Here is a 20,972-nt window from a genome sequence, read left to right as displayed (position 1 = left end):
TCGCCATGAAAGTAAGCGGATACCAGATGTTTTGGCTGATCAATATCTCCTCCATGATCATGGTCTCTTATCTGCCCATCCAGCTGGCTGCAAGGGAAGCACGCCAGGACTGTTGGATCTCCATGCTGCTCGGAAGCCTGGTCATGCTGGCCGTCACCTGGATCATGCTTCGGATCTGCATGCAGCACAAGGACAAAACGCTGGTCGTCTTCATCAAGGACCTGCTGGGCACCGTGCTCGGCAAACTGGTCGTCTTCGTGTATTTCTTGCTTTGGTTCATGCAAATGGCCATGATCGCCAAAGGCATGGCGGAATTCCAAAGTCTCGTCATGCTGCATAATACGCCAATGCTATTCGTCCTGGTATGCATGCTATTCCTCGTTGCTTATGCCGTGTATCGCGGGGGAATCACGGCGGTCAGCCGCTGCGCGGAGGTCATCGGTCCTTTCTTTGTAAGCGTGTTGTTCGCGCAGCTGTTTCTGAACCCCCAAGGAATGGATATGAAGCGGGTGCTGCCCGTTTATTATGATTCCGGGTGGTATCTCATCCTGAAGGGCACTTTTTATTCCATGAACTATTTGGTGGATCCTTCGATTATTCTCATGCTGTTCTTCTTCGCCGAGAACAAGCGAACCGCAGCGCGGGGGATTATGTGGGGGACGGCTGTCGCCATGGCATGGGGAGTCATTACGACGCTCGTGCTTCTCTTCGTGACCGGACCGCGCATGGCCGCCGAGATGATCGTTCCCGTCTACTCGCTGACCAAATTCGTGTCCATCCTCAATTTCATCCAAAACATCGATGCGTTCTTTATCCCGCTGTGGCTGCTTGGCGCGTTTATCAAATTAGGCGTGGGGCTGTTCATTCTGAGCTACGGGTTATCCCAGTGGACCGGAATCAAGAATTGGAAGCTCATTGCTTGCCTGACGACGGTGGTCTGGCTGGCATACCTGCTCTACAGCGGGCATGAGATTCGCCTAACCAACACGCTTCGCAGCCTGTTTCTCGTCGGGGGCTTATACCCCTTCGCGTATATCGTCCTTCCGCTGCTGTTTTGGCTGATCGGCAGCATCCGGCAACACCGAAAATCGTCGGGCAGCCCGTCCTGATGTCACAAAACAGCATCCAAACTCGTTATATTAGGAGCCGAACTTTAAGCAATCGAGAAAGGGATGGAAGTGGAACCATGCAGGAATTGTACAAGCAATACAAAGCGCTGCTGTTTACGCTTGCCTACCAGCTGACCGGATCCGTATCCGACGCGGAGGATGTCGTTCAAGACGTCTTTCTGAAGATCTACGACGTTCCGCCGGAGAAACTGACCGAGCCCAAAGCGTATCTATGCAAAATGGTCACGAACCGCTGCAGGGACATGCACAAATCGGCGCGCAACAAGCGCGAACAATATTATGGCGAGTGGCTCCCGGAGCCTTTCGTCAGTCCGTATGACGACAATACGATGGATTCGGTAGTACGCGACGATCTTTTGTCCTACGCGATGCTGGTGCTGCTTGAGCGGCTTTCCGTTACCGAGCGGATTATCTTCGTCCTGCGCGAGGCGCTCGGCTTCGATTATCGCGAGATTGCGGAGCTGACCGAGAAGAGCGAAGCGAATTGCCGCAAGCTGTTCAGCCGTGCCAGCGCCAAGATGGGCGTAACCTCCGAAGAACTCGATCATGCCGAACCCGCAAACTCGGAATGGGTCGAGGGCTTCCTTGGCGCGCTCAAGCAAGGCAACCTGAATCAAATTCTGTCCATGCTCGACCAAGACGCGCTGCTGGTCTCCGACGGCGGAGGCAAGGTAACGGCAGCGGGCGCCCCCATCGAATCGCGGGATCTCGTGGCGCAATTCCTGCTTGGGCCGATTCGTCAGGCTTCCATGGTGAATGGAGAACCGACCTTCGAGCTGGCTAGCATTAACGGTCAAACCGCTTTCATCCTTCGTTCGCGTTACGGGGTGCATACGGTTGGTTTGCTTCATGTCGAAGGCGATACGATTCGCAGCATCTATGTCATCCGCAATCCCGATAAATTGACTCACGTAAGCGCAGTGCTTCTCTCCTAGTTAAGCGAGGATCAGTAAAACGGCCAAAAAAAGTCCCTCCCGTTCCGGCTGGAACAAGAGGGACTTTCGTTTTTCCACGGGCCATGCCGGATTCGAATGCGAATGGGCCGTATTTCTCCTGACACTGCGTCGCTTACGCGGTTCCTGCGGATACCGTGACAACGCCAGCTTCCGCCGGTGCCGGATAGAGCCGCTTGGCGATCAGCGTCTGAAGGATCATGATCAAGCCGCCGACGCACCAGTAGAGCGGTAGCGCGGCGGGCGCCGTGAACGAGAAGGCGCCCATCATGATCGGGGATAAATAGATGATCCACCCCATTCCCTTCTGCGAAGGTTGAGATGAGCGCGCTACGATGGCTTGTACCAGATAGACGGCAGCCGCCAGGAACGGCATGACGAGATCCGAGCTCCCGAGCTGAAACCATAAGAACGTATGATGCGCCATCTCCGGGTTGGAACGTATCGCGTAATACAGACCGGACAAAATCGGAATTTGCAGCAGCATCGGCAGGCACCCGATAGCGAGCGGATTGTAGCCGTGCTTGCCGTAGAGCGCCATCGTCTCCTCCGTTTGCTTGCGCTGCTTGTCGGGATCCTTGCTTGCGGCGTGTTTGAGCTTGATGGCTTCCATCTCGGGCTGCATGGCGGCCAGTTTAACCCTCATGGTTTGCTGCTTCTTGTATTGGTTGATCATGAATGGCATGAGCGCCAGCCGAACCAGCACCGTGATCGCGATCAACGCGAGCCCGAAGCTCCCGTCGAACCAGCCTGCGAAATGGTCGATCAGCCAAGAGAATGGCGAGACGATATAGTGATGAAACACTCCGATCTGAGCATACATGGTCGACATAATAATTGAAATCCTCCCTGTTGAATGTGTTCGTGCCTATTCAACAGGGTCCCGCACGGGGATGAATCATCGTCCGGCGCTTCTTTTCGCTTCGTCAGCCACGTCAGCCGCTGCCTGCCGGTACGTAACGTTCCTGACGGCTGCCCAAGCTTGGCTGCAGGCAAATCCGCTTCTCCGACCATCGACCCGTTCAGGATCGGCGCTGCCGGACTCCATAATAGATACATGCAAGCCAAGGAAACAAGCGCGCAGATCGACATCGCGTACAGCAGTACGTCATGCAGCTCGAACAATGAGTTTCACCCCCCGTGATTTCGTTATGTTACATTTTAATCCATTCCGGCGCGGCGGGAATCGGTCCGGAGGCGGAGAAACGTATGGCAATAAGGTCCAACCGGAATGTTCAAATCAATTGTTCGACTTATGGACATGATATCCGTATCGATTGATATCCCGTCCTGTGAACATTCGATGCTTAAACGCAACTTCGGACATGATGGTCACGGCACGGCAGAAGCTCGACCAACTATTCCCCTCTTGCAATTGTGGGCATATGAGACTAAAATCGAATATAGCACGACGACCGAATCGGCGAATGGACCTATCCGGCTTACCTGGAATTGTTTAAGGAGGCGTGACTGAATGAGCAACCATTTTGATATTCCAGCGCTGTGCAACGCCACGAAGCTGCGGCGCGCGACACGTCATCTGACGCGTTTCTACGATGCTTGTTTGGCGGGCACGGGATTACGGGTTACGCAATACGCGATTCTCGGCCATCTCAAACGTCAGGGACCGAAGACCATGAACGAGCTCGCCGAGCTTATGGCCATGGATCGTGCGACCATCGGACACAATCTGCGGCCGCTGGAGCGCGATGAACTGGTACGGATACAGGTCAGCGAAACGGATCGGCGTGCCAGAATCGTATCCATTACCGAAACAGGCCTCGAGCGTTTCTTAAGCGGACGATCCGGCTGGGAACGGGCTCAGGCCGAATTCGAAAGCAAGTTCGGCGCGGAGCACGCACAATCCATGCGGAAAATGATGGACGACGTGGTGCTTGTTCAGTTCGATAGCTAGCTAACGTTTGGTCCGTTCATGCACGAGATAACCATATCCGTGATGGGAGATAACCATATCCATGATGCCGACCTTTCGTTCTCGATAGGGGCATATGAGACTAACCATATCCGGACCTATTCAATTCGACACATCCTTTACGTTTAAAAAAGCACTTCGCCATACAAAGCTATTTAGGGGGAAACGTTCATGAAAAAAATGCTGTGGGCTATTCTTATGATGTCCTGCGGACCGACTTTTATATCGTCCTTATTACCGCTGTATCAAGAGCATTATAAGCTCAGCAGTTTGGAGCTAACCTTATTGTTTGCGGTCTATGCCGCGTTCCTGCTGCCGACTCTGCTTATCGTGGGAGCCAAAGGCAGCGAATGGGGATTGAAAAGGGTGCTGCGCGTCAGCATTTGGATATCCATCGCATCGACGCTGTTCTTTCTCGGGAGCACCGACGTCTGGATGCTGTATGCGGCACGGATTCTGGAAGGCATCGCGTACGGCGCCTTCACGGGCACGGCGAGCGCGTTTCTGTTAAAACAAGCGTCAAGCGACAAATTGGGCACGGCGATCAAATTGTCCGGCGTTACGGTCAACATGGCTTTCGGCCTTGGCCCTGCCATTGCAGGCTTGGCTGCGCAGTATGTGGACCTTGCGCCGCTTCGGCTGCCGTTCTGGATTCTGCTCGTCATGCTGCTGAGCGCCTGGTTCGTTCTAGAGCGTTTGCCGAGCCGCATAGATCCCCAAGCGCCGAAGCCGGCTAAAACCAAAATCTCGCTCGGCGTTCCAAGCACGATTAGATCGCATTTCCTATCGTTTATCGGACTTCCGATCTTTATGGTCTTCACGTTAGGCGGCATCGTCTTTTCCCTGCTCCCTTCCGTGGTCAAGAACGTCATTCACACGTCCAATCTCTCCGTTTCCGGTTTGTTGATTTTGGTCCTGCTCGGCGGCGGGGCACTGGCGCAGTTTCTGCCTTGGCCGCGCAATCCCGTAACGCGTCTGCGCGTTGCGATCCTGCTCCTCATTCTCGGATCATGGATCACGGTAATTGCCGGTCAGACGGAGAGTCTGCTCCTGCTGTGGACCGGCATCATCGTGCAAGCTTTCGGCGCCGGGTGGACGTTCCAAGTCGCGCTGCGTTTCGCGAGCCAGCTGCCGAAGCCGGAAGAACGCCCGCGCGTGATCACGGCTTTCTATTTCAGCGCCTATACCGGATTCATCGTTCCCGTCGTCGGCGTCGGCGTCCTGACCCAATTTTTCAATCTTCACTCGTCTTTGGTCATCCTGAATGTGTTCGGTTCGCTCGTCGTGATTTATATGCTGCTGTATTCCATCCGATTCAGCCGTTACTATTCGAAGCTGACAGCCAAATAATGCAACGCAAAACGGCAGCCATTCCTTGATGGCTGCCGTTCTCATGCCCTTAATAAATCTTCTTCATCAGCTCGAACACGTCTTCAATCGTGAGGCCGAAGGATTTGTAATACGACGTGTCGATCTCCATTTGCTTCAAGATCGTCTCGTTGCGAAGCTGCAGCATCTCCTCGGGCGAGAATTCGGCGACAAAACATCCTTTTCCCGTTACGGTGTTGATCAAGCCGCTGCGTTCGAGCTCTTCCCAAGCTTTCTTGACGGTGATGACGCTGACGCGAAGCTCTAGGGCAGCTTGCCGGATCGGAGGCAAACTATATCCGCTTTCCAACTCGCCTTTCAAAATCTGGGCGCTGATTTGCTCGAAGAGCTGCTGATAGATCGGTTTCTCGGATGTGCTTGATATCGCTACGTTCATTGAATCTCCACTTTCAGGAATCGTTTGACCGCCATGCGGTACGCGATCATGGTGAGTACAATAAATATTACAATGCCCGCGGCCAAGATGGAAGTTTGAAGTCCCATATCGTCCCGGCCGGTGCCGTTGAAGATATCGGATACATACGGACTTTCGACGCCGATCCACTGCGCGACCCCGGCGAACAGCATCGCGGCTCCGATGGATGCGAAGGCCGCTTGACCGTATTTATAAGCCGTCTTATAGAACATGGCGATAAAGATGATGTTGAAGATCGCCAGCATAACGAAGCATAATCCCCAAAACCCCATGGATGGCGCGAAGAAATAATAGACCAGGTTCGGGTACAAATGCGTATTGATCACGCCGAAGATCATCGCGACGACGATATGCAATAACTCCAGGATGACGATCACGGAGACCCTTGCTTTCACCATGTCCTTCTTGGTCACGGGCATCATCGAGGTAAACATCAGATCGTTCTGCGTTCGAAATCCGGCAAACATATTCGGAATCGTGATCCAGCAGAAGTACAACAGCACGAGAAAATACAACCAGCCGGGAACGAGCATTAACGCGCCTGTCAGCAGCGGCATGACAAGGAACATCGGATTCACGCCTAATTTAAGATCCTTCACTAATAAATTAACCATGGTGATCCTCCCTTTTCGCGAAATAAATCATGATTTCCTCGAGACTCGGCGTAGTTGCTTGAATATCGGAAGCGGGATCGAAATCTCGGGCATGGATCAATCCCGTAAACCCGAAGGAATTGATTTTGTGCGAAATCAACCGATCCTTCACTTGACCCAGCTGACTTTCTTTGCCGTTCAGCAAACGGTAGGACCCGATAAATTCATCTTTTTCCGAGCTGCGGATGATCTGACCGTTATCGATAAAGGTAATGAAATCCGCGCATTTCTCCAAGTCGGAGGTAATATGCGTTGAGAACAGAATGCTGATCTCGCCGTCTACGACGAGCTCTTGAAATACATCGAGCAGATCGTCCCTCGAGACCGGATCGAGACCGCTTGTCGGTTCGTCGAGGATAAGCAGCTTCGCGCCATGGGATAAGGCAAGGGCCAGGCTGTACTTGACTTTCATGCCTGCCGACAATTCGGCGATCTTCTTGTTTTCGTCCAATTTGAATCTTCGCAGGTAGTTGGCGTAGGCCGCGTCATCCCATTTCGCGTAGAACCTCTTAATCACGTCGGTCAACGTCTTCATCTTGCTCCGCGTATAGAAATCAACGCCGCCGAAGGCGTATCCGATTTCTTGTTTCAGCTCAAGCTCATGTTCATCCATATTCTTGCCCAGAATGCGCACTTCCCCGCGATCGACATGAATCATATTCAAGATCGATTTGATCGTGGTCGTTTTCCCTGCGCCATTGGCACCGATAAACCCCATAATATAGCCCTTCTCCAATTGAAACGATACATCCTTTAATTGAAAACCCGGATAGTTTTTAGTCACGTTGCGGACGTCCAATGCCAGCATGCCGTACCTCCTCAATAACTGTGTATGTTGTGTATGCACAATATAACACCGGCTGGTTGATGAAGTCAACCTTGAAATTTCTTGCCGGTTATCGGTCAGACAGCGAACAAAGACTGCCGACGACGGCAGTCTTGTGGTTGTCGGGCTATGGTTTACGGTAAAGCGGTATCGAGGGCGGATCTGATGTGATCGAGCGCAAGTTTAAATTTACGAGATTAACCGCAGACAATAGCTGCCCTAAGCTTCAGCGAAGCTAAGCGCAGCCCATTCGCATAGTCATACGGTGCCGAAGGTGATTTTCATCCCCGCTGCATAAGTCGCGGCCATGGACGGGGTAAATCGTTCCGACAGCATTTTTTCGCACTCGTATTGCCTATTGGCCTCTTCTTCGGACATGCCTCGTGCCAGCAGCTTCTCGGTAAAGGATATACGTTCCCCAGGGTCATTGAATCGCAAACCCTCATACATCCGAGTCTCTCCGGTCGTCGACGGATCGTATATATTCACTTTATCGCTCACGCGGCACTGCACGTCGCTTAGACCTATACGGTTAAAATACAAGGGGAGCTTTAATCCGATATTGCCGTCTTTCCCGGTACGCTGCGCATCGCGCTCGAACAATGCCTGCAGCTGCCCCAGCGGAATAACCGCAGACTGGTCGAGACCGTCAAAGTGAAAGCTTGCGTTCGTTCCGATCCAATGCGGCTCGAAGGCGATGACCCTCCCTTCTTTCTTGACGCAATCCGCCATGCGATTCAATACGGCGATGGGGTCGTTCATATGAAGCAGCAATGCATGGCAAACAGCAAGATCATATTTTTCCGTAAAATCGAAATGGTGAACGTCCCCCGTGAAAAACTGCATGCGGTAAGGTAACTCGCTGCATATCTTTCGCGCGTGCTCGATTAGTTTGATTCCCGCATCGATGCCGACATATTCGGAGCCTTCCGGCAATAGGGGCAGCAGCCGAATGCCCAAGTGGCCATACCCGCAGCCAAAATCCACGACACGAACGGGACGATCGATCCTCCATAGGCGCTCGACCAGGAATTCGATATAGTCATCGTTGTAGAACAAGGAAGTGGACGTCTTTAAATACTCGATTTGCTCATCCCAATAATATGGCTCCATGCGTTGATCTCCCTTATTGAATTCGCGCCGCGGCCGCTGAACTAAACATACCTCCTCGGGTAAAAAAGGAATAGACTTATGTTGGAAATTTTTGTAGACTATTATGTATCTATGGCTCCTGCAGTCAGCTGCAGCAGTTAAGCATTCAGAATCTAACGGATAACCCGGCACGCATGACGTGCCGGGTTTTATTATTTTCGCCAGGATTATTTTGTTCGCTCGCGATGCTTGGAATCGACTAAGAATCCCCCAATTCTATGACAAGCCCGAACCCTATCGCTCCCATTTTCATAGTAATAGACTATCCATCTTTGAAAGGAGATGATCGCCATGCTTATGCTGCTGAAACGCCTTCACGGAAAATTCATCGTACTCAAAACGGGTTCCGGAGAAGAAATCGGAGGCCGCATCATCAGACTGCACAACGGCATCGTCGTATTGCGAACCTTATTGGGCACGAAAATATATGTCCCTTTGAAAAAAATCATTGCCGTCATTTCTCGCTGAAGGCAGCGCATACAAAAAAACGTCCGCGATGGACGTTTTTTTCGTTTGGACCGAGAGTGGCTACTTAACTGCGCGCGTCGCTATTAATCTCGCGATTTATCAGCTGCCGGGCTTGGATCTCTGAAAGTACCGAACATGCCGATTAACAGCCCCACTACCCCGATCGCAAACCCATATCCCTGATAGCCGGCCACTACAATCAGGACCCCCATCAGCGTTACCTGGATGCCAAACAGCTGTACCTGAAGCGCACTTGGGCTTATAAAGTCCACTGCCACGCCTGCAAAAAACAGCAGCACAACGATCATAATAAACACGGTTAAAATCATTAATCCCAGGTTATCCATTCTTTATCCCTTCCTTTTTGCATATGGCTGATTTTCTTGTCTTAGCGATACAACCACTGGCGCATGGCATCGTCGACCAATCTCACCTTCGCCGGTGCGAAATAAACATGGTCGCCGTAGATAACAAACGAATAGGCAATCGGGCTGTCTGTGTAGAGAACCATGCGATAAATGAGCGGATCAGCCGGCTGACTTGAACGGTAATCTTGCACGTCCTCCCCTTCTTCCAGCAGCTGTATAAACGACTTCAGCTCTTCGTCTCGAAGCGTCACGTACGGCGAGGTCTCCTGATCTCTGTATAGCGCCGCATGCCCGACCTTGTCTAGAGGAACATCCTCATACCAGTCGCGCAGCAGATCACCGCTTTCTTCGTTGCGGTACAGGCGGTATCCCCCGATTGTCGTATCGTCCTTCGCCGCGATCAGCACATCTGGCTCATAGCCTTGGACACGGTAGAGCTTGGATCCTTCCTGCAGGAACGACGCATCTCCGTCCTTGGTATGATAACTCGGGTTCGAGACGCCTTGCACATTGAATTTCACTTTGCCAACGACTTGATTCGTTATGTCCTTCGGATTCCGGATCACGCTCTGATGTAAACCCGAGTAGGAACGTCCGTCAAGCTTCACGAAATCAACCCAATCGATGATTGCATTCCCCCGAGTAAGGTTTGAATTGGCATGGGAGCATCCGCCAAGCAGCAGGCATACGGCGAGAAGCATCATCCCTCGAATTTTCAATGCCGCTTTCCCCCTTTCACGCTCGTTCAACTTAGGTTCGCTTGCTCACTCTTGCAAGCAGTCTCCCTGATTTCCAATCTCGGATGGCGGACCGATTTGCCGCACACCCTTATGCAGAACAGGATAATTAAGGGAGCTATCCCATTCGACGCATGCAAGCGCAGCATTGTTGCGGTCCAAGCCCGAAACCGCGGCTATCATCTAGCACACTCTGAATCTACCTCACATTTAATAGAGTAACCCCTAGTAAACGAGGTGATTCGAAATGGCAAACACCAAGGCTGTACTCCAACCTGATCTCGTCTTGATTACTTGGTCGAAAAATCCGCTGGTAGTCGGTTCCGCACGCAGGATCGTCGCTTCGCGCGTTATCGGCAGCTCTCGTCCCTGCACGGCCAGCCTGGCAGCGGGCACGCTGTTATCCACTGCCTTAGCGTGCTTATTGGACAACGACATCGGCTTTAAAATCGTATTCCGCAAAAAAACGTCCTCCATCAGCGGCTACTTGCTCCTCCAACGGAAGAGCTAATCGACTCCTAAATAAAGAGCAGCTTCCCGCCGGGAAGCTGCTCTCTTTTGATTAACGCTTATTTGCCGCTGACGCTGTCTACGAACGCCGCCGTCGTCCTCAGCTTCCCGATGCGCGGGAAAATGTATTTGCATGTCGCGTCATGCTCTTCTTGGCTGAGCGCCACCATCGCGTCCGTAATGAAGATTTGGTTGTAACCCAATTGGAACGCGTCTCTCGCCGTCGACTCGACGCCGATGTTCGTCGAGATGCCGCAGAGCACGATCGTGTCGATCCCCCGGCGGCGGAGCTGCACGTCGAGATCCGTGCCTATGAATGCGCTCCACTGCCGCTTGACGACGACATGATCGCGCGGACCGACGCCAAGCTCCGGCACGAACTCCGACCAGCCTTCGGGATAGCCGCCCGCTTGAGCGGACTGATCGGTCACTGGTCTCAGCGCGTCCTTGCCGTCCACGAAATCGACCTTCACGAACGAGATGAACCCGCCGTTCGCGCGGAACTGCTCCACGAGCCGAACCCCGTTCGAGATAATCTCGGCCGCTGCAGGCGCTCTGCCGATAATGCCTTTCTGCAAATCAATGAGGACCAATGCGGTTTTGCTGAAATCGATGTTCAATGCTTCCATGATAGACTACCTCCAATAAAAATGATTTTGATCAGGCGGCTCCCCGCCGCTTCGCGCCGCCCGGCTGAATGTGAAGCACCATCCGCAGCAGCGGCGGCACGAAGAAGAGGATGAACAGCGCCCGGAACAGCTGATACCCCGCTACGATGGACAGGTTCGCATGAATCTCATGCGCGATAATGCTCATTTGGTCCATTCCGCCAGGGGCGAGACTGAGAAGCCCCGTCGCTTCGGACACCGGCTGCAGGAAAGACAGCAGCAGCGCAAGACCCAGCGCCCCGGCAATCAGCAGCAGGCTGCTGCCGATCGCAAGCGATAACGTTTTGACCTTGTTCGGCATATTTCGAGGACGCAGCATTAAGCCGACATACGTGCCGATCATCAGCTGCGCAAGCTGCGTGAGGGAGACGGGCAGCGACGGACCGTGAAGTCCGGTCAGCTGCAGCAAGCAGGTCCCGATGGTCGGGCCGAGCAAATAGGCGGTAGGCAGCTTGACGCGATTGCCGACGAAGGCGCAAACGATGCTGACGGCGCCGAAGACGAGGATGTTCGGGAATAGCCCGCCCCAGCTTGCGGAAGCTGCGCTGCCGGCTGCGGAAGCCGCGGCGTCTTTCACTTGTCCCAGAATCGGGCTAAACACGATGAGCGGCATGCAGACGACGATCATGATCAGGCGCGTGACCTGCGTGAACGTAACGGATGTAAGATCGATGCCGTCCGTCTCTTCGGCGAGCAGGATGATCTGCGACAATCCGCCCGGTATGCTGCCCATCAGCGCCGTCTTATATCCCGTTCCCGAGAATCTCGAAACGACGTAGGCAATGCCCGCACAGTAGGCCAGCAGCAATACGGCCATCAGCAGCATATAGGGCAGCTGAAGCGCCATCGCTCTCAAGGCGGCGGCGGTCATGGACAGCCCGATCGTGTAGCCGATCATGATCATCGCCGCGTTGCGGAATGGCATCGGCCAAGCGAACCGGTTCTCCACCATGTTATTGGCGACCAGCATCGCGAACATCGGGCCAAGCATCCACGGTATGGGCAGCCGGACGAGACTGAACAACAGTCCCCCGGCGACGGACAAAGCAAGCGTAACGACGACGGCGCCGAACCGAATCGGCATGCGCGTGCGCATAGGAATCTCACCTCTTTCTCTTCAGGATGTCTGATTCAATAGATCGCTATAACTTAGCGTTCGTACTCCGATGGGAGGAATGATAGAAACTGGAGCGGGAGTAAAAGTGAGCAATAATTTGCACATTTTAGGCAAAATTTTTTAGCGTCGAATCAAATCGGCCACCGTGTAATTTCCGAGCACCATCGTGACCTGCGCGTTGATGTCGGACATAATGCGCTGAAAGGATTCATTGACCTGCTGGCCGAAGCCATGACTGCCCGTCGTGTCGAGCATCCGGTCCCACTGCGGCTGTTCCTCATGCAGAGACGTGTACACCTCGAATAACGTAATCGCCTCCGCCGAACGAGTCAGCTCGTAACCGCCCGCGCGGCCCTGTCTGACCTCGATCAGGCCGGCATCGCCAAGCTGCGCCAATATCTTGCGAAGCGCCGTAGGCTCGCATTGAATTTGCTCCGCGATCTCCGCGCTCGAGCGAAGCTCTTCATTCGTCGCCAGCACGATAAGTGCCTGTAAGCCTAATCCGAATCGTTTCAATTGAGCCATCGATGTTCGCTAACGCCCCTGTCTATCTTAATGTGCTGATTTTAGCACACATTAGGAGAGAACTCAACTTGCCGCCGGGAAACGGATGGCGGTGATGTCCTTGCAACGAGAAACATCGCCAAGCGGGCTTGGCGACCTATAAGCCTGCGGCAGCCGAAATATTCGCTGGAAGACGTCTGCCGCGACATCGGCTATTCCAACGTCAGCTACTTCAGCAAAGTGTTCAAGTCGCACGGGGCATACGCCGGGACGGTATCGGCTGCTCGAAGGCGCGAATCCGCATGCCCGAGAAAACCGGGATGAATCGAATAAGACGCAATCCAGTTAACGGGAAACAAGCCGGCCTTCTCCGTGCCGAGAAGGCCGGCTTTGCTGCGATCAAGAGGTTGCTTGCCGTGCTTGGACCAGGCCGCAGCGAGCGTCGGTCAGACGTCCGCCGCGCAGCGAAAGCCGATGTTGCCCGTCGAGCTGTCCGGCGTATTCGAGCTGCGAGCCGCGACCCGGTACCGATTGCAATACGATTGGTGGCATAAGTACGAACCGCCTCGCATCGCTCGCGCCGTCCCCGAAGCGGGTCCCTTCGGGTTCGTACTGCCCGGCCGGGCATGGCGGGTGGAGAACCAGTCGCCGCACCATTCCCATACGTTGCCGCACATGTTGTACAAGCCGAAGCCGTTCGGTTGGAACGATTGCGAAGGCGCCGTCCCGGCATAGCCGTCGGAGGCGTTGTTCTTGTCCGGAAACTTCCCCTGCCAAATGTTGCAGCGATGCTCGCCGTCCGGCTTCAACAGATCGCCCCATGGATAGCGTTTCTGAATCAAGCCCCCGCGCGCCGCGTATTCCCATTCCGCTTCGGTCGGGAGCCGTTTGCCCGCCCATCTGGCATAATCGGCGGCATCGCTCCACGACACGTGCACGACGGGATGGTCCTGCCGATCTTCGACGTGGGAGCCCGCCCCCTCCGGTCTATGCCAGCATGCGCCGTCGATCGCAAGCCACCACGGTATGCCTGGAACGGGCTTGGCGGTGGCCTTCAGCGCTTCCGGCACGAACAAGTGAAACACGAACGACCAGCCGAACCGTTCCGCTTCCGTCACGTAGCCGGTCGCCTTGACGAATGCGGCGAACTCCGCGTTCGTGACCGCGCAGGCATCCATGTAGAACGGCGACAGGTTCACCTCCCGAACCGGTCCTTCCCCGTCATTCGGGAAGCCCTCCTCGTCGTTCGTCCCCATCAGAAATTCCCCGCCTTGAAGCAGGACCATCCCCTGCCGGCCGATATGCCCGTCCGCAGTTCCCTGCGACGGGTTTGCCGCCTCAGGCTTCGCTTCGAACCGTTCTTCTTGGGCCGGAGCTGCTTCGGAACGCGCTGCTTGGGACGGCACCGTCTCGGACAGGTCTCCGGCATGTCCAGAACCTGCACGGTCAGCCTCAGTCGTATTCGCTTCCTCCTGCGATGTTCGTGACGCAGCGCAGCAGCAGGAAGGCATGTCTTCTCTAGTCATCTTCAAGTCGCTCCTATCCGCCTCTCCGGATCAGCATGGCGGCAAGAGACACGACGCAAGAACCGGCGTTCTCACAGCATGTCTCCAGCGTTCCGATCTGCGAGCGGCTTGGTTTTGTCTAATTCCAACGGGCTTTCTCGGGTATCATGATGTGTTGAATGATACCTGCTTCATTCGATGCTTGTCAATGCATGAAAGCAGGCTTTCCATTTCTTCAGCCAATCTTCTCCCGCGGATCGTTATTCGTGCCGTCTCCCCATTTGACCGCCCATTTCTCCATTTCCTTCAGCGCGCTCTGGAATCCGTGGCCCTTCTCGGTCAATGCATACTCCACCGTAACGGGCACGGTCGGGAACACTTCCCTGCGCACGATGCCGCTGCGTTCCAAATGTCGCAGCACATCCGTGAGCGACTGCGTCTTGACGACCTTCATGTCGCGGTTCAGCTGATTGAAGCGTTTGGGTCCCGCACTCAGCTCGGCAATGACCAGAAACGCCCACTTCGCGCCGAGAATTTCCAAGACGGAGCAAATATTCGTGAACCTGGAGGGCTGCTGGTCTTTCTGCTGCTCAAGCTGCTGCTCGATCTTTTGCCCGTTATGCTGCTCGTTCTGCTGCTCATTCATTTGCTCGATCTGCGGTTCGCGGCTTGGCTCCTTGATGGATAGATCGGCCCCGATCGGGTCTGGACCTGCTTGTGGATTCATCCTCTTAACCCTCACTTCACTTACTTATTGTTAGTAAGTCCATTTAGTTGGATTATATCCAATTCCTTTGCGTTCTTACTTTATGTTAGTGACTTTATTATACTACATCCAAGAGCACGCTTACCATATCCAGGAAGGGATTGAACCGCATGAAAACAAACGCTTATCGTCTGACCGTGTACGCCTTGGCATTCGGCGCATTCTTCACCGCAACGTCCGAGCTCGTCGTCTCCGGGATATTGAACGTCATCGCAGCCGACCTTCATATTACGCTGGCCGCGGCCGGATTGCTCATCACCGCTTACTCCGCCGCTTTCGCCGTCGGCACCCCGATCGTCATCTCGCTCACTTCCAGGCTCGAACGCCGCAAGGTGATGATCGGCGCGCTCGGCTTCTTCATTCTCGGCAGCTTCGCTTCCAGCGTTAGCACGACATTCGGGTTGCTGCTGCTCTCCCGCATCCTGCTCGGTATCAGCTCCGGGGTTTATCTCGTCGTCGCGTTCGGCGTCGCGGCCCGAATCGTACCGCAGGAGAAGCTCGGCAGCGCCATCGGCACGATCGTCCTCGGATTCAGCAGCGCGATGATTCTCGGCGTTCCGCTCGGTATCGCTATCGCGAATCGGCTGAGCTGGCAGGCGATCTTCCTCCTCCTCGGCATCGTCAGCCTAGCCTTCATCTTCCTGCTTTACCGACTGCTGCCCAAGATCGAAGGCGACGCGCCAACGTCATTCCGCAGCCAATTCAAAGCGATCGGCAGCACGGTTATCGTCAGCGCCCTGATACTCACGTTCCTTCGCGAATCCGGCAACTCCGTCCTGTTTACGTTCATGACCCCGTTTCTCCAGCAAATGCTTCATTACAGCGTATCCGGAGTCAGCCTCATGATGCTCGCGTTCGGCGTCGTCGGAGCAGCGGCCTCCCGAATCGGCGGCTACGGCGTCGATCGCTGGGGAGCTGCGCGAGTCATCGTGGCCGGCGTCCTGCTCCATATCGCCGCGCTTGTCCTGCTTCCGCTATTCCAGGCCTCGGTTATTGCAGGCAGCATCTTGCTCGGATTCGTGGTGTTCTCCATGTTTGCCGTAGGCCCGGCGATGCAAAGCTATTTTATTCAACGAGCACCCCAGTCGGCCAATCTCATCCTCAGCTTGAATACGTCCATTATCCATCTCGGCCTCGCAGCCGGAGCCGGCGCGGGAGGCGTCCTGCTGACGAATGCTTCGACGCTGCGTTATCATCCTTGGCTGGCCGGAGGCATACTGCTGCTCGGCTTGGCTGCCGGCTTGATCGGTTTCGCCAAGGGCAGAGCTCGCCGGCCGTCGAAGGACGCGCTCGTTCAAGCCAATTCAGCCATGGCGGATCGACGCTAAAGATTCGCATAGAGAAGACGGGTTCGCGCAGCTGCACGAACCCGCCTTCTCCGGCATGCATCGAGATCGATCCAATGCGAGCCGACACCGTCTCTTACGCGGCCTATGTCCTCGCCGCCGCGGCCAGCAGCTCGGCCTGCCTCGCCTGAAAGGCATGCGCGCGCTCGTCTTCCGCTTCCGGCGAACAGATGCGGCGAAGCTCCTGCTCCAGCTCCGCGGCTTTCTCCGGATAATCGGCGATCACGTTATGCAGCTCGTCTGGGTCGCTAGCCAGGTTGAACAGCAGATGAGCCGCTTCCGTGCAATAGATCAGCTTCCAATCGCCTTTGCGAATCAGATAAGCGGCGGCCCGGGTGCCATGCCCGTGATATTCGGAGAAAACGGCGCGTTCGGGATCGTCCGCCGGGATCCGCTGCAGCGGGCTGCCGGCCCAATCCGCGGGCCGCCGCGCTCCTGCCGTTTGGAATAACGATGCTTGCACGTCATGCAGATCGACCGGCGTCCGGACGCGCTTTCCTTCGGCGAATCCAGGCCCGGCCGCGATGCATGGGATCCGAACGGAATCTTCGTAGAGCGAGCATTTCCACCACATGCCGAATTTACCGAGCATCTCGCCGTGATCGGACGTATAGACCACTTGGGTCGAGGCATCCCATCCCCCTTCGGCCACCGCATCCAGCAATCGTCCAAGCTGGTCGTCGATGAACGCGACGTTGCCGGCATAACCGCGCCTGAGGCCGCGAATCTGCGCTTCCGTGAAGAGGTCCGTCTCGAAATGGTCCCGCAGATCGCGCGCATACGGGTGCTTCGCGCTTTCTTCGTCCCCGCCGAACCGCGGCAGATCGGCCGCCTCCGGATACAATGCCCAATACGCCTCCGTGTTCCATTGCGGAAAATGCGGGTTCAGCAGGTTAATCGTCAGATTCCAATCCCTGTCAAGCAGCGGCGCCGTCTCCTCCAGCCAGCGGAGCGCCGCGTTCATGACCTTCAAATCGCCGTCGAAAGCGGTTTCTTTCACGCCGAAGCCGCTAGCCCGCTCCGCCGCGCCCTCTCTTATCGCCAGGGGACGGCGAACGAAATTGATATCGCCCGGCGTTTGCCGCGCTTTGCCGTCATGGATTTCCGAGAAGCCGAGTTTCTCGGCAGCTGCATACACATGCGTCTTGCCGAAGTAAGCCGTATAGATGCCCTGCTCCCGCAGCACGCTGCCGTATGCCGGCGCGTCCGACGGCACGGCGAGGTTGCAGTTGCTGTAATTTTGCAGCTCGTGTACCCGTTTGCCGGAGAAGAACGCGCTTCGGCTCGGACTGCAGAGCGGCGACGGGCAATAAGCATTCTCGAACACGGTGCCTGCGCGCGCGAGGCGCTCCATATTCGGCGTCCGGATGAACGGATGTCCGTAGACGGAAGAGTAGAACGGGTTGTGCTCGTCGGATATCAATACGATCGAATTAGCCATCGGTAATTCTCCTTTCGTTTAAGCGCGGACTTCGGCTTCGCTCACGCGGCGCTGTCCGCTGGCGCGCCTGCTCTCTGCGGGAATAATCGTCGCCGGCGCTTCGCCAGCCTCCGCTATTCGCCGAAGCAGCCGCTCCTTCATTGCGGTCGCTGCGTCCCGGTGCGATTCATAGCCGATCAGATTCGTAAGCTCGTACGGATCGGCTTGCAGATCGTACAGAAATCGCTCCTCATAAACGTCAGCGGATGGCGCATCCTTCGCGCCGTCAACGGAAGCGACCGCGTATTTCCAACGCTTCGTGCGGATCGCGCGGCCGATGCCTTCCTCGCTGATCTGGACGTATACATCGTCCCGCCACTCGCCCGATTCCCGGCGAAGAAGAGGCATGATCGACCGGCCCTGCATCTGCTCCGGCACCTCGATGCCCGCGGCATCCAGCAGCGTCGGCGCGAGATCGATCAGGCTGACCAGCTCGCGAACCTGCCCGCGGCTGTCGAAGCCCGGACCGACGACCGCGGTCGGCACGCGGATGGAGCTTTCATGGCAGGAGCGCTTGTATTCGCCGTTGCGCGTCTTGAAGTGGCATCCATGGTCGGAAGTGAACAGAATGATCGTATCCTCCGCGAGCCCTAAGCTCTTGACCGCATCGCAGACGCGGCCCAACGCCTCGTCGAGCCGCTTGACCATGCCGTAATATCCGCCTAGATGCTGCGCGCTGTTGCCTCCGAGCGCCGTCAGGTCCGGCGGCGTCCATCTGCCCGTGAATGCATCCCTGTATACATCGGGAGAAGGGTAATCGTCGCGGTGATTCTGGTGATGCGGCTCCAAGAAGGACAGGAACAAGAAGAACGGCTGCTCCTTCTCCCGATCGATGAAGCGGATTGCCGCATCCGTCAGCGCATCCGCCCGATAGCCCGGCAGCTTGACGCGGGCGTTGTCGTTATCGAAGACGACGGCGTCGTACGAATCCGACGTCCTCTCGAGCGCGTTGGCCGCCAGCCAGTAACGATAGCCGCCTCGTCCGCTTTCCGGTACGGGATTCTCATCCGCCAGGTGCCATTTGCCGATGTATCCGGTTTGATAGCCCGCATCGTTGAAATAGTGCGCAAGCGTCCGGCTTCCTTCGGGCAGCGGGATTTTGTTGCGATAACAGCCTGTCGTCGTCGGATAGAGCCCCGTTTGGAACACCGAACGGGCCGGACCGCACACCGGCTGACACGTGAACGAATGATACAAATGCGTCCCTCCGGCCGCCATCCGGTCGAAATTCGGCGTCAGTCCGAGCGGGTTGCCGTGAGCGCCGGTCGTATCCCAGCGCTGCTGATCCGTGAAGAAGACGATCACGTTCGGCTGTCGGCTTTGGTCAGCCATGGTATCCACTCCTGTTCGTATTGAGATGCAAGCCGCCATGCTGCCGTTTATCGCAGGCTTGCGGCGGCTCCAGGCATGCATCATCGCATCGCGGATGCTATTGCTTGTAATCGTCCAGCGTAAAATCCTTCGTCCCATCCCAGTCCGGGAAGGTAAAGTCGTCGCGGCTGACGTTCGCGCCTTCGCCCTTTACTTTAGCAATGGCGTCGTCCAACCCTTTGTTCAGCTTCTCGTCATACGCCTTCAATTGCGTCGCGATGTCCTTCCCGCTGCCCGCGCCGATCAGTACGGACTGCAGAATATTGCCGTAGCCGGGCTTGATCTTCGGCTGCGCGAGGCTGCCAAGCTCCACGATGACCTTTGCCGTCAGCGGATTGCGGATCGCGTAGTCGGGACGCAGCTTCAGCTCGGATTTGTGCAGCTCCAGGAACGTATTGAATTCCGGATACGGGTACAGCGACGCATCGTCGTTAATGCTCGCGATCGGCGTCAGCGCGACGCCGCTGTGCAAATATTTCTCGTAGAACAGCAGAGAAGCGAACCCTTTCTCGATGAACTCGCCTGCCGCCTCGGCGTGCTTGGAACTCGAGGAGATCAGATAGCCGCTCGGATCGGCGGATACGTAGTAATACGTCGGCTTGCTCCCGTCTTTGGTCGGAATCGACGTCAGCCCGAGCTTAATGTCCGGGGAATCGCGCTTCACGATCCACATCCGGGCGCGGCCGTCGACGAGGAAGGCTGCCTTGCCTTGGCCGAACAGAGCGCTTGCCTCCGTATTCTTCAGCGTATAGGACGAAGGCAAGATGCTGCCGTCCGCCTTGAGCTTCGTCAGATAATCGAACGACTCGACGATCGCGTCGGAGCCGTATTCGTAGCGGCCCGTCTTGTAATCGAAGCCGAACGCCGCCTGAGAATTAATGCCGCCGGCCAGCGACCCGACGAATTTGGTGATGCCGGAGGCGTCTCCATGCTCCCCGCCGCCGAATACGAGACCGAAGACGTCGCCTTTGCCTTTCTCGGTAACCGTCTTGGCCGCCGCGCGAAGCTCATCCCAGGTCGCCGGCGGTTTCTCGGGATCCAGGCCTGCCGCTTCCAGCACGCCTTTGTTGTAATACAGGATGGAGTTAAGCTGAGGACCGGTTAGCGGCCAGGAATACGTCTTGCCATCGATAACATTGACGCCTTCCGCGAACGCGGCGGCGGTGAACTGCGTCTTCCACGCATCCGATACTAGGCCGTCGAACGGCTGCGCCCAGCCGTTCGCGACGATCGTCCGAATATCCGTATCCTGCGGGGTTTGGAATATATCCGGCAGCTCGCCGGACGTCGCCGCCGCCTGGACCGCCGTATTGTACTCCGCCCAAGGCATGTAGCGCGCATCGACGCGGATATGCCCCTTGTTCTGCTCGTTGAACGCTTTGACCATCTGCTGGCCGGGACTCGCGTTGCCTTTCAAAAAATCGCTCGCGCCCCACAGCGTGACGACCGTCTCTTCGCCTTCGGCTGCTTTCGCTTCCTTGGCATTCGACGACGCGCTGCCTTCCTTCGTTGCTTGACTGCCGGCATTGTCCTTCACGGCCGCATTCTCCGCCTGGTTGTCCGAGCAGCCCGCAAGCGCCACCGATGCCCCCAGCAAGATAACTCCTGTCCACTGCACCCTTTTTGCTCCCATGACCCGAACTCCTCCTCATAATTAACATTCAATTCCTGGCTTCCTGTC

Annotated in this window: 22 protein-coding genes; 7 read left to right on the top strand and 15 right to left on the bottom strand. The window is 55.8% G+C overall.

Annotated features, from left to right (window positions below; translation table 11 throughout):
* Positions 1-5 precede the first annotated feature (5 nt).
* Together GT003_RS01995 and sigJ are read left to right on the top strand one after the other, a co-directional pair.
* The gene (locus GT003_RS01995) at positions 6-1,109 is read left to right on the top strand and encodes a GerAB/ArcD/ProY family transporter (RefSeq protein WP_161693855.1); all 1,104 of its coding nucleotides are present in this window, start codon (positions 6-8) and stop codon (positions 1,107-1,109) included.
* Between the two features lie 77 nt (positions 1,110-1,186).
* Entirely contained in the window at positions 1,187-2,065 is an 879-nt protein-coding gene (gene sigJ, locus GT003_RS01990) for an RNA polymerase sigma factor SigJ (RefSeq protein WP_161693853.1), read from the top strand.
* Between the two features lie 133 nt (positions 2,066-2,198).
* On the opposite strand, the gene yidC is transcribed toward sigJ, so the two are convergent.
* On the bottom strand, positions 2,199-2,915 hold the full coding sequence (gene yidC / locus GT003_RS01985) for a membrane protein insertase YidC (protein ID WP_161693851.1): 717 nt from the start codon (positions 2,913-2,915) through the stop codon (positions 2,199-2,201).
* Between the two features lie 642 nt (positions 2,916-3,557).
* Between yidC and GT003_RS01980 the strand changes: the two genes are divergently transcribed.
* Positions 3,558-3,998: a MarR family winged helix-turn-helix transcriptional regulator gene (locus GT003_RS01980; protein ID WP_161693848.1), complete on the top strand. Its 441-nt coding sequence runs from the start codon at positions 3,558-3,560 to the stop codon at positions 3,996-3,998.
* Positions 3,999-4,187: 189 nt separating this feature from the next.
* A complete protein-coding gene (locus GT003_RS01975; RefSeq protein ID WP_161693846.1) occupies positions 4,188-5,366 on the top strand; it encodes an MFS transporter in 1,179 nt (392 codons plus the stop codon).
* A gap of 49 nt (positions 5,367-5,415) precedes the next feature.
* On the opposite strand, the gene GT003_RS01970 is transcribed toward GT003_RS01975, so the two are convergent.
* From GT003_RS01970 to GT003_RS01955, 4 genes are all read right to left on the bottom strand, one after another.
* A complete protein-coding gene (locus GT003_RS01970) occupies positions 5,416-5,781 on the bottom strand; it encodes a GntR family transcriptional regulator (RefSeq protein ID WP_161693844.1) in 366 nt (121 codons plus the stop codon).
* Entirely contained in the window at positions 5,778-6,434 is a 657-nt protein-coding gene (locus GT003_RS01965) for an ABC-2 transporter permease (protein ID WP_161693842.1), read from the bottom strand. The genes GT003_RS01970 and GT003_RS01965 overlap by 4 nt, the downstream gene beginning before the upstream one ends.
* The gene (locus GT003_RS01960; RefSeq protein ID WP_161693840.1) at positions 6,427-7,281 is read right to left on the bottom strand and encodes an ABC transporter ATP-binding protein; all 855 of its coding nucleotides are present in this window, start codon (positions 7,279-7,281) and stop codon (positions 6,427-6,429) included. The genes GT003_RS01965 and GT003_RS01960 overlap by 8 nt, the downstream gene beginning before the upstream one ends.
* Positions 7,282-7,557: 276 nt before the next feature.
* A complete protein-coding gene (locus tag GT003_RS01955) occupies positions 7,558-8,412 on the bottom strand; it encodes a class I SAM-dependent methyltransferase (protein WP_161693838.1) in 855 nt (284 codons plus the stop codon).
* A gap of 330 nt (positions 8,413-8,742) precedes the next feature.
* On the opposite strand from GT003_RS01955, the gene GT003_RS01950 reads away from it, so the two are divergent.
* Complete coding sequence (locus GT003_RS01950; protein WP_161693836.1) at positions 8,743-8,919, top strand: hypothetical protein; 177 nt, start codon at positions 8,743-8,745, stop codon at positions 8,917-8,919.
* A gap of 83 nt (positions 8,920-9,002) precedes the next feature.
* On the opposite strand, the gene GT003_RS01945 is transcribed toward GT003_RS01950, so the two are convergent.
* Entirely contained in the window at positions 9,003-9,266 is a 264-nt protein-coding gene (locus GT003_RS01945) for a hypothetical protein (RefSeq protein ID WP_161693834.1), read from the bottom strand.
* A gap of 41 nt (positions 9,267-9,307) precedes the next feature.
* Positions 9,308-10,006, bottom strand: a complete 699-nt coding sequence (locus GT003_RS01940; RefSeq protein WP_161693832.1) for a hypothetical protein — start codon at positions 10,004-10,006, stop codon at positions 9,308-9,310.
* A gap of 265 nt (positions 10,007-10,271) precedes the next feature.
* Between GT003_RS01940 and GT003_RS01935 the strand changes: the two genes are divergently transcribed.
* The gene (locus GT003_RS01935) at positions 10,272-10,535 is read left to right on the top strand and encodes a hypothetical protein (protein ID WP_161693830.1); all 264 of its coding nucleotides are present in this window, start codon (positions 10,272-10,274) and stop codon (positions 10,533-10,535) included.
* Between the two features lie 58 nt (positions 10,536-10,593).
* Here GT003_RS01935 and GT003_RS01930 read toward each other — a convergent pair whose 3' ends face one another.
* The 5 genes from GT003_RS01930 to GT003_RS01910 all read right to left on the bottom strand — a co-directional run bounded on the left by GT003_RS01930 (position 10,594) and on the right by GT003_RS01910 (position 14,974).
* On the bottom strand, positions 10,594-11,163 hold the full coding sequence (locus GT003_RS01930; RefSeq protein WP_161693827.1) for an isochorismatase family protein: 570 nt from the start codon (positions 11,161-11,163) through the stop codon (positions 10,594-10,596).
* 31 nt (positions 11,164-11,194) lie between these two features.
* Entirely contained in the window at positions 11,195-12,298 is a 1,104-nt protein-coding gene (locus tag GT003_RS01925; protein ID WP_161693825.1) for an AbrB family transcriptional regulator, read from the bottom strand.
* 141 nt (positions 12,299-12,439) lie between these two features.
* Positions 12,440-12,844 carry an RrF2 family transcriptional regulator gene (locus tag GT003_RS01920; protein ID WP_161693823.1) on the bottom strand — a complete coding sequence of 135 codons (405 nt, stop codon included), beginning with the start codon at positions 12,842-12,844 and terminating at the stop codon, positions 12,440-12,442.
* A 425-nt stretch (positions 12,845-13,269) separates the two neighbouring features.
* Positions 13,270-14,349 carry a formylglycine-generating enzyme family protein gene (locus GT003_RS01915; protein ID WP_239565641.1) on the bottom strand — a complete coding sequence of 360 codons (1,080 nt, stop codon included), beginning with the start codon at positions 14,347-14,349 and terminating at the stop codon, positions 13,270-13,272.
* Positions 14,350-14,563: 214 nt separating this feature from the next.
* Positions 14,564-14,974: a winged helix-turn-helix transcriptional regulator gene (locus GT003_RS01910; RefSeq protein WP_161694285.1), complete on the bottom strand. Its 411-nt coding sequence runs from the start codon at positions 14,972-14,974 to the stop codon at positions 14,564-14,566.
* 230 nt (positions 14,975-15,204) lie between these two features.
* Between GT003_RS01910 and GT003_RS01905 the strand changes: the two genes are divergently transcribed.
* Positions 15,205-16,422: an MFS transporter gene (locus tag GT003_RS01905; RefSeq protein ID WP_161693821.1), complete on the top strand. Its 1,218-nt coding sequence runs from the start codon at positions 15,205-15,207 to the stop codon at positions 16,420-16,422.
* Between the two features lie 103 nt (positions 16,423-16,525).
* Here the strand turns inward: GT003_RS01905 and GT003_RS01900 are convergent, their stop codons facing one another.
* The 3 genes from GT003_RS01900 to GT003_RS01890 form a co-directional block, all read right to left on the bottom strand.
* Positions 16,526-17,881 (bottom strand): sulfatase family protein, encoded by a 1,356-nt coding sequence (locus tag GT003_RS01900; protein WP_161693819.1) that lies wholly within the window; start codon positions 17,879-17,881, stop codon positions 16,526-16,528.
* Positions 17,882-17,899: 18 nt separating this feature from the next.
* Positions 17,900-19,252 (bottom strand): sulfatase family protein, encoded by a 1,353-nt coding sequence (locus GT003_RS01895; RefSeq protein WP_161693817.1) that lies wholly within the window; start codon positions 19,250-19,252, stop codon positions 17,900-17,902.
* A gap of 97 nt (positions 19,253-19,349) precedes the next feature.
* The gene (locus GT003_RS01890) at positions 19,350-20,924 is read right to left on the bottom strand and encodes an ABC transporter substrate-binding protein (protein ID WP_161693815.1); all 1,575 of its coding nucleotides are present in this window, start codon (positions 20,922-20,924) and stop codon (positions 19,350-19,352) included.
* Between the last annotated feature and the right edge of the window lie 48 nt (positions 20,925-20,972).

The organism is Paenibacillus sacheonensis (genome assembly GCF_009909195.1).
In the GTDB taxonomy this organism is placed as follows: Bacteria; Bacillota; Bacilli; order Paenibacillales; family Paenibacillaceae; genus Paenibacillus_Z; species Paenibacillus_Z sacheonensis.
Note: the sequence above shows the minus strand (reverse complement) of the source record. Positions and strands in the feature narration are given on the sequence as shown.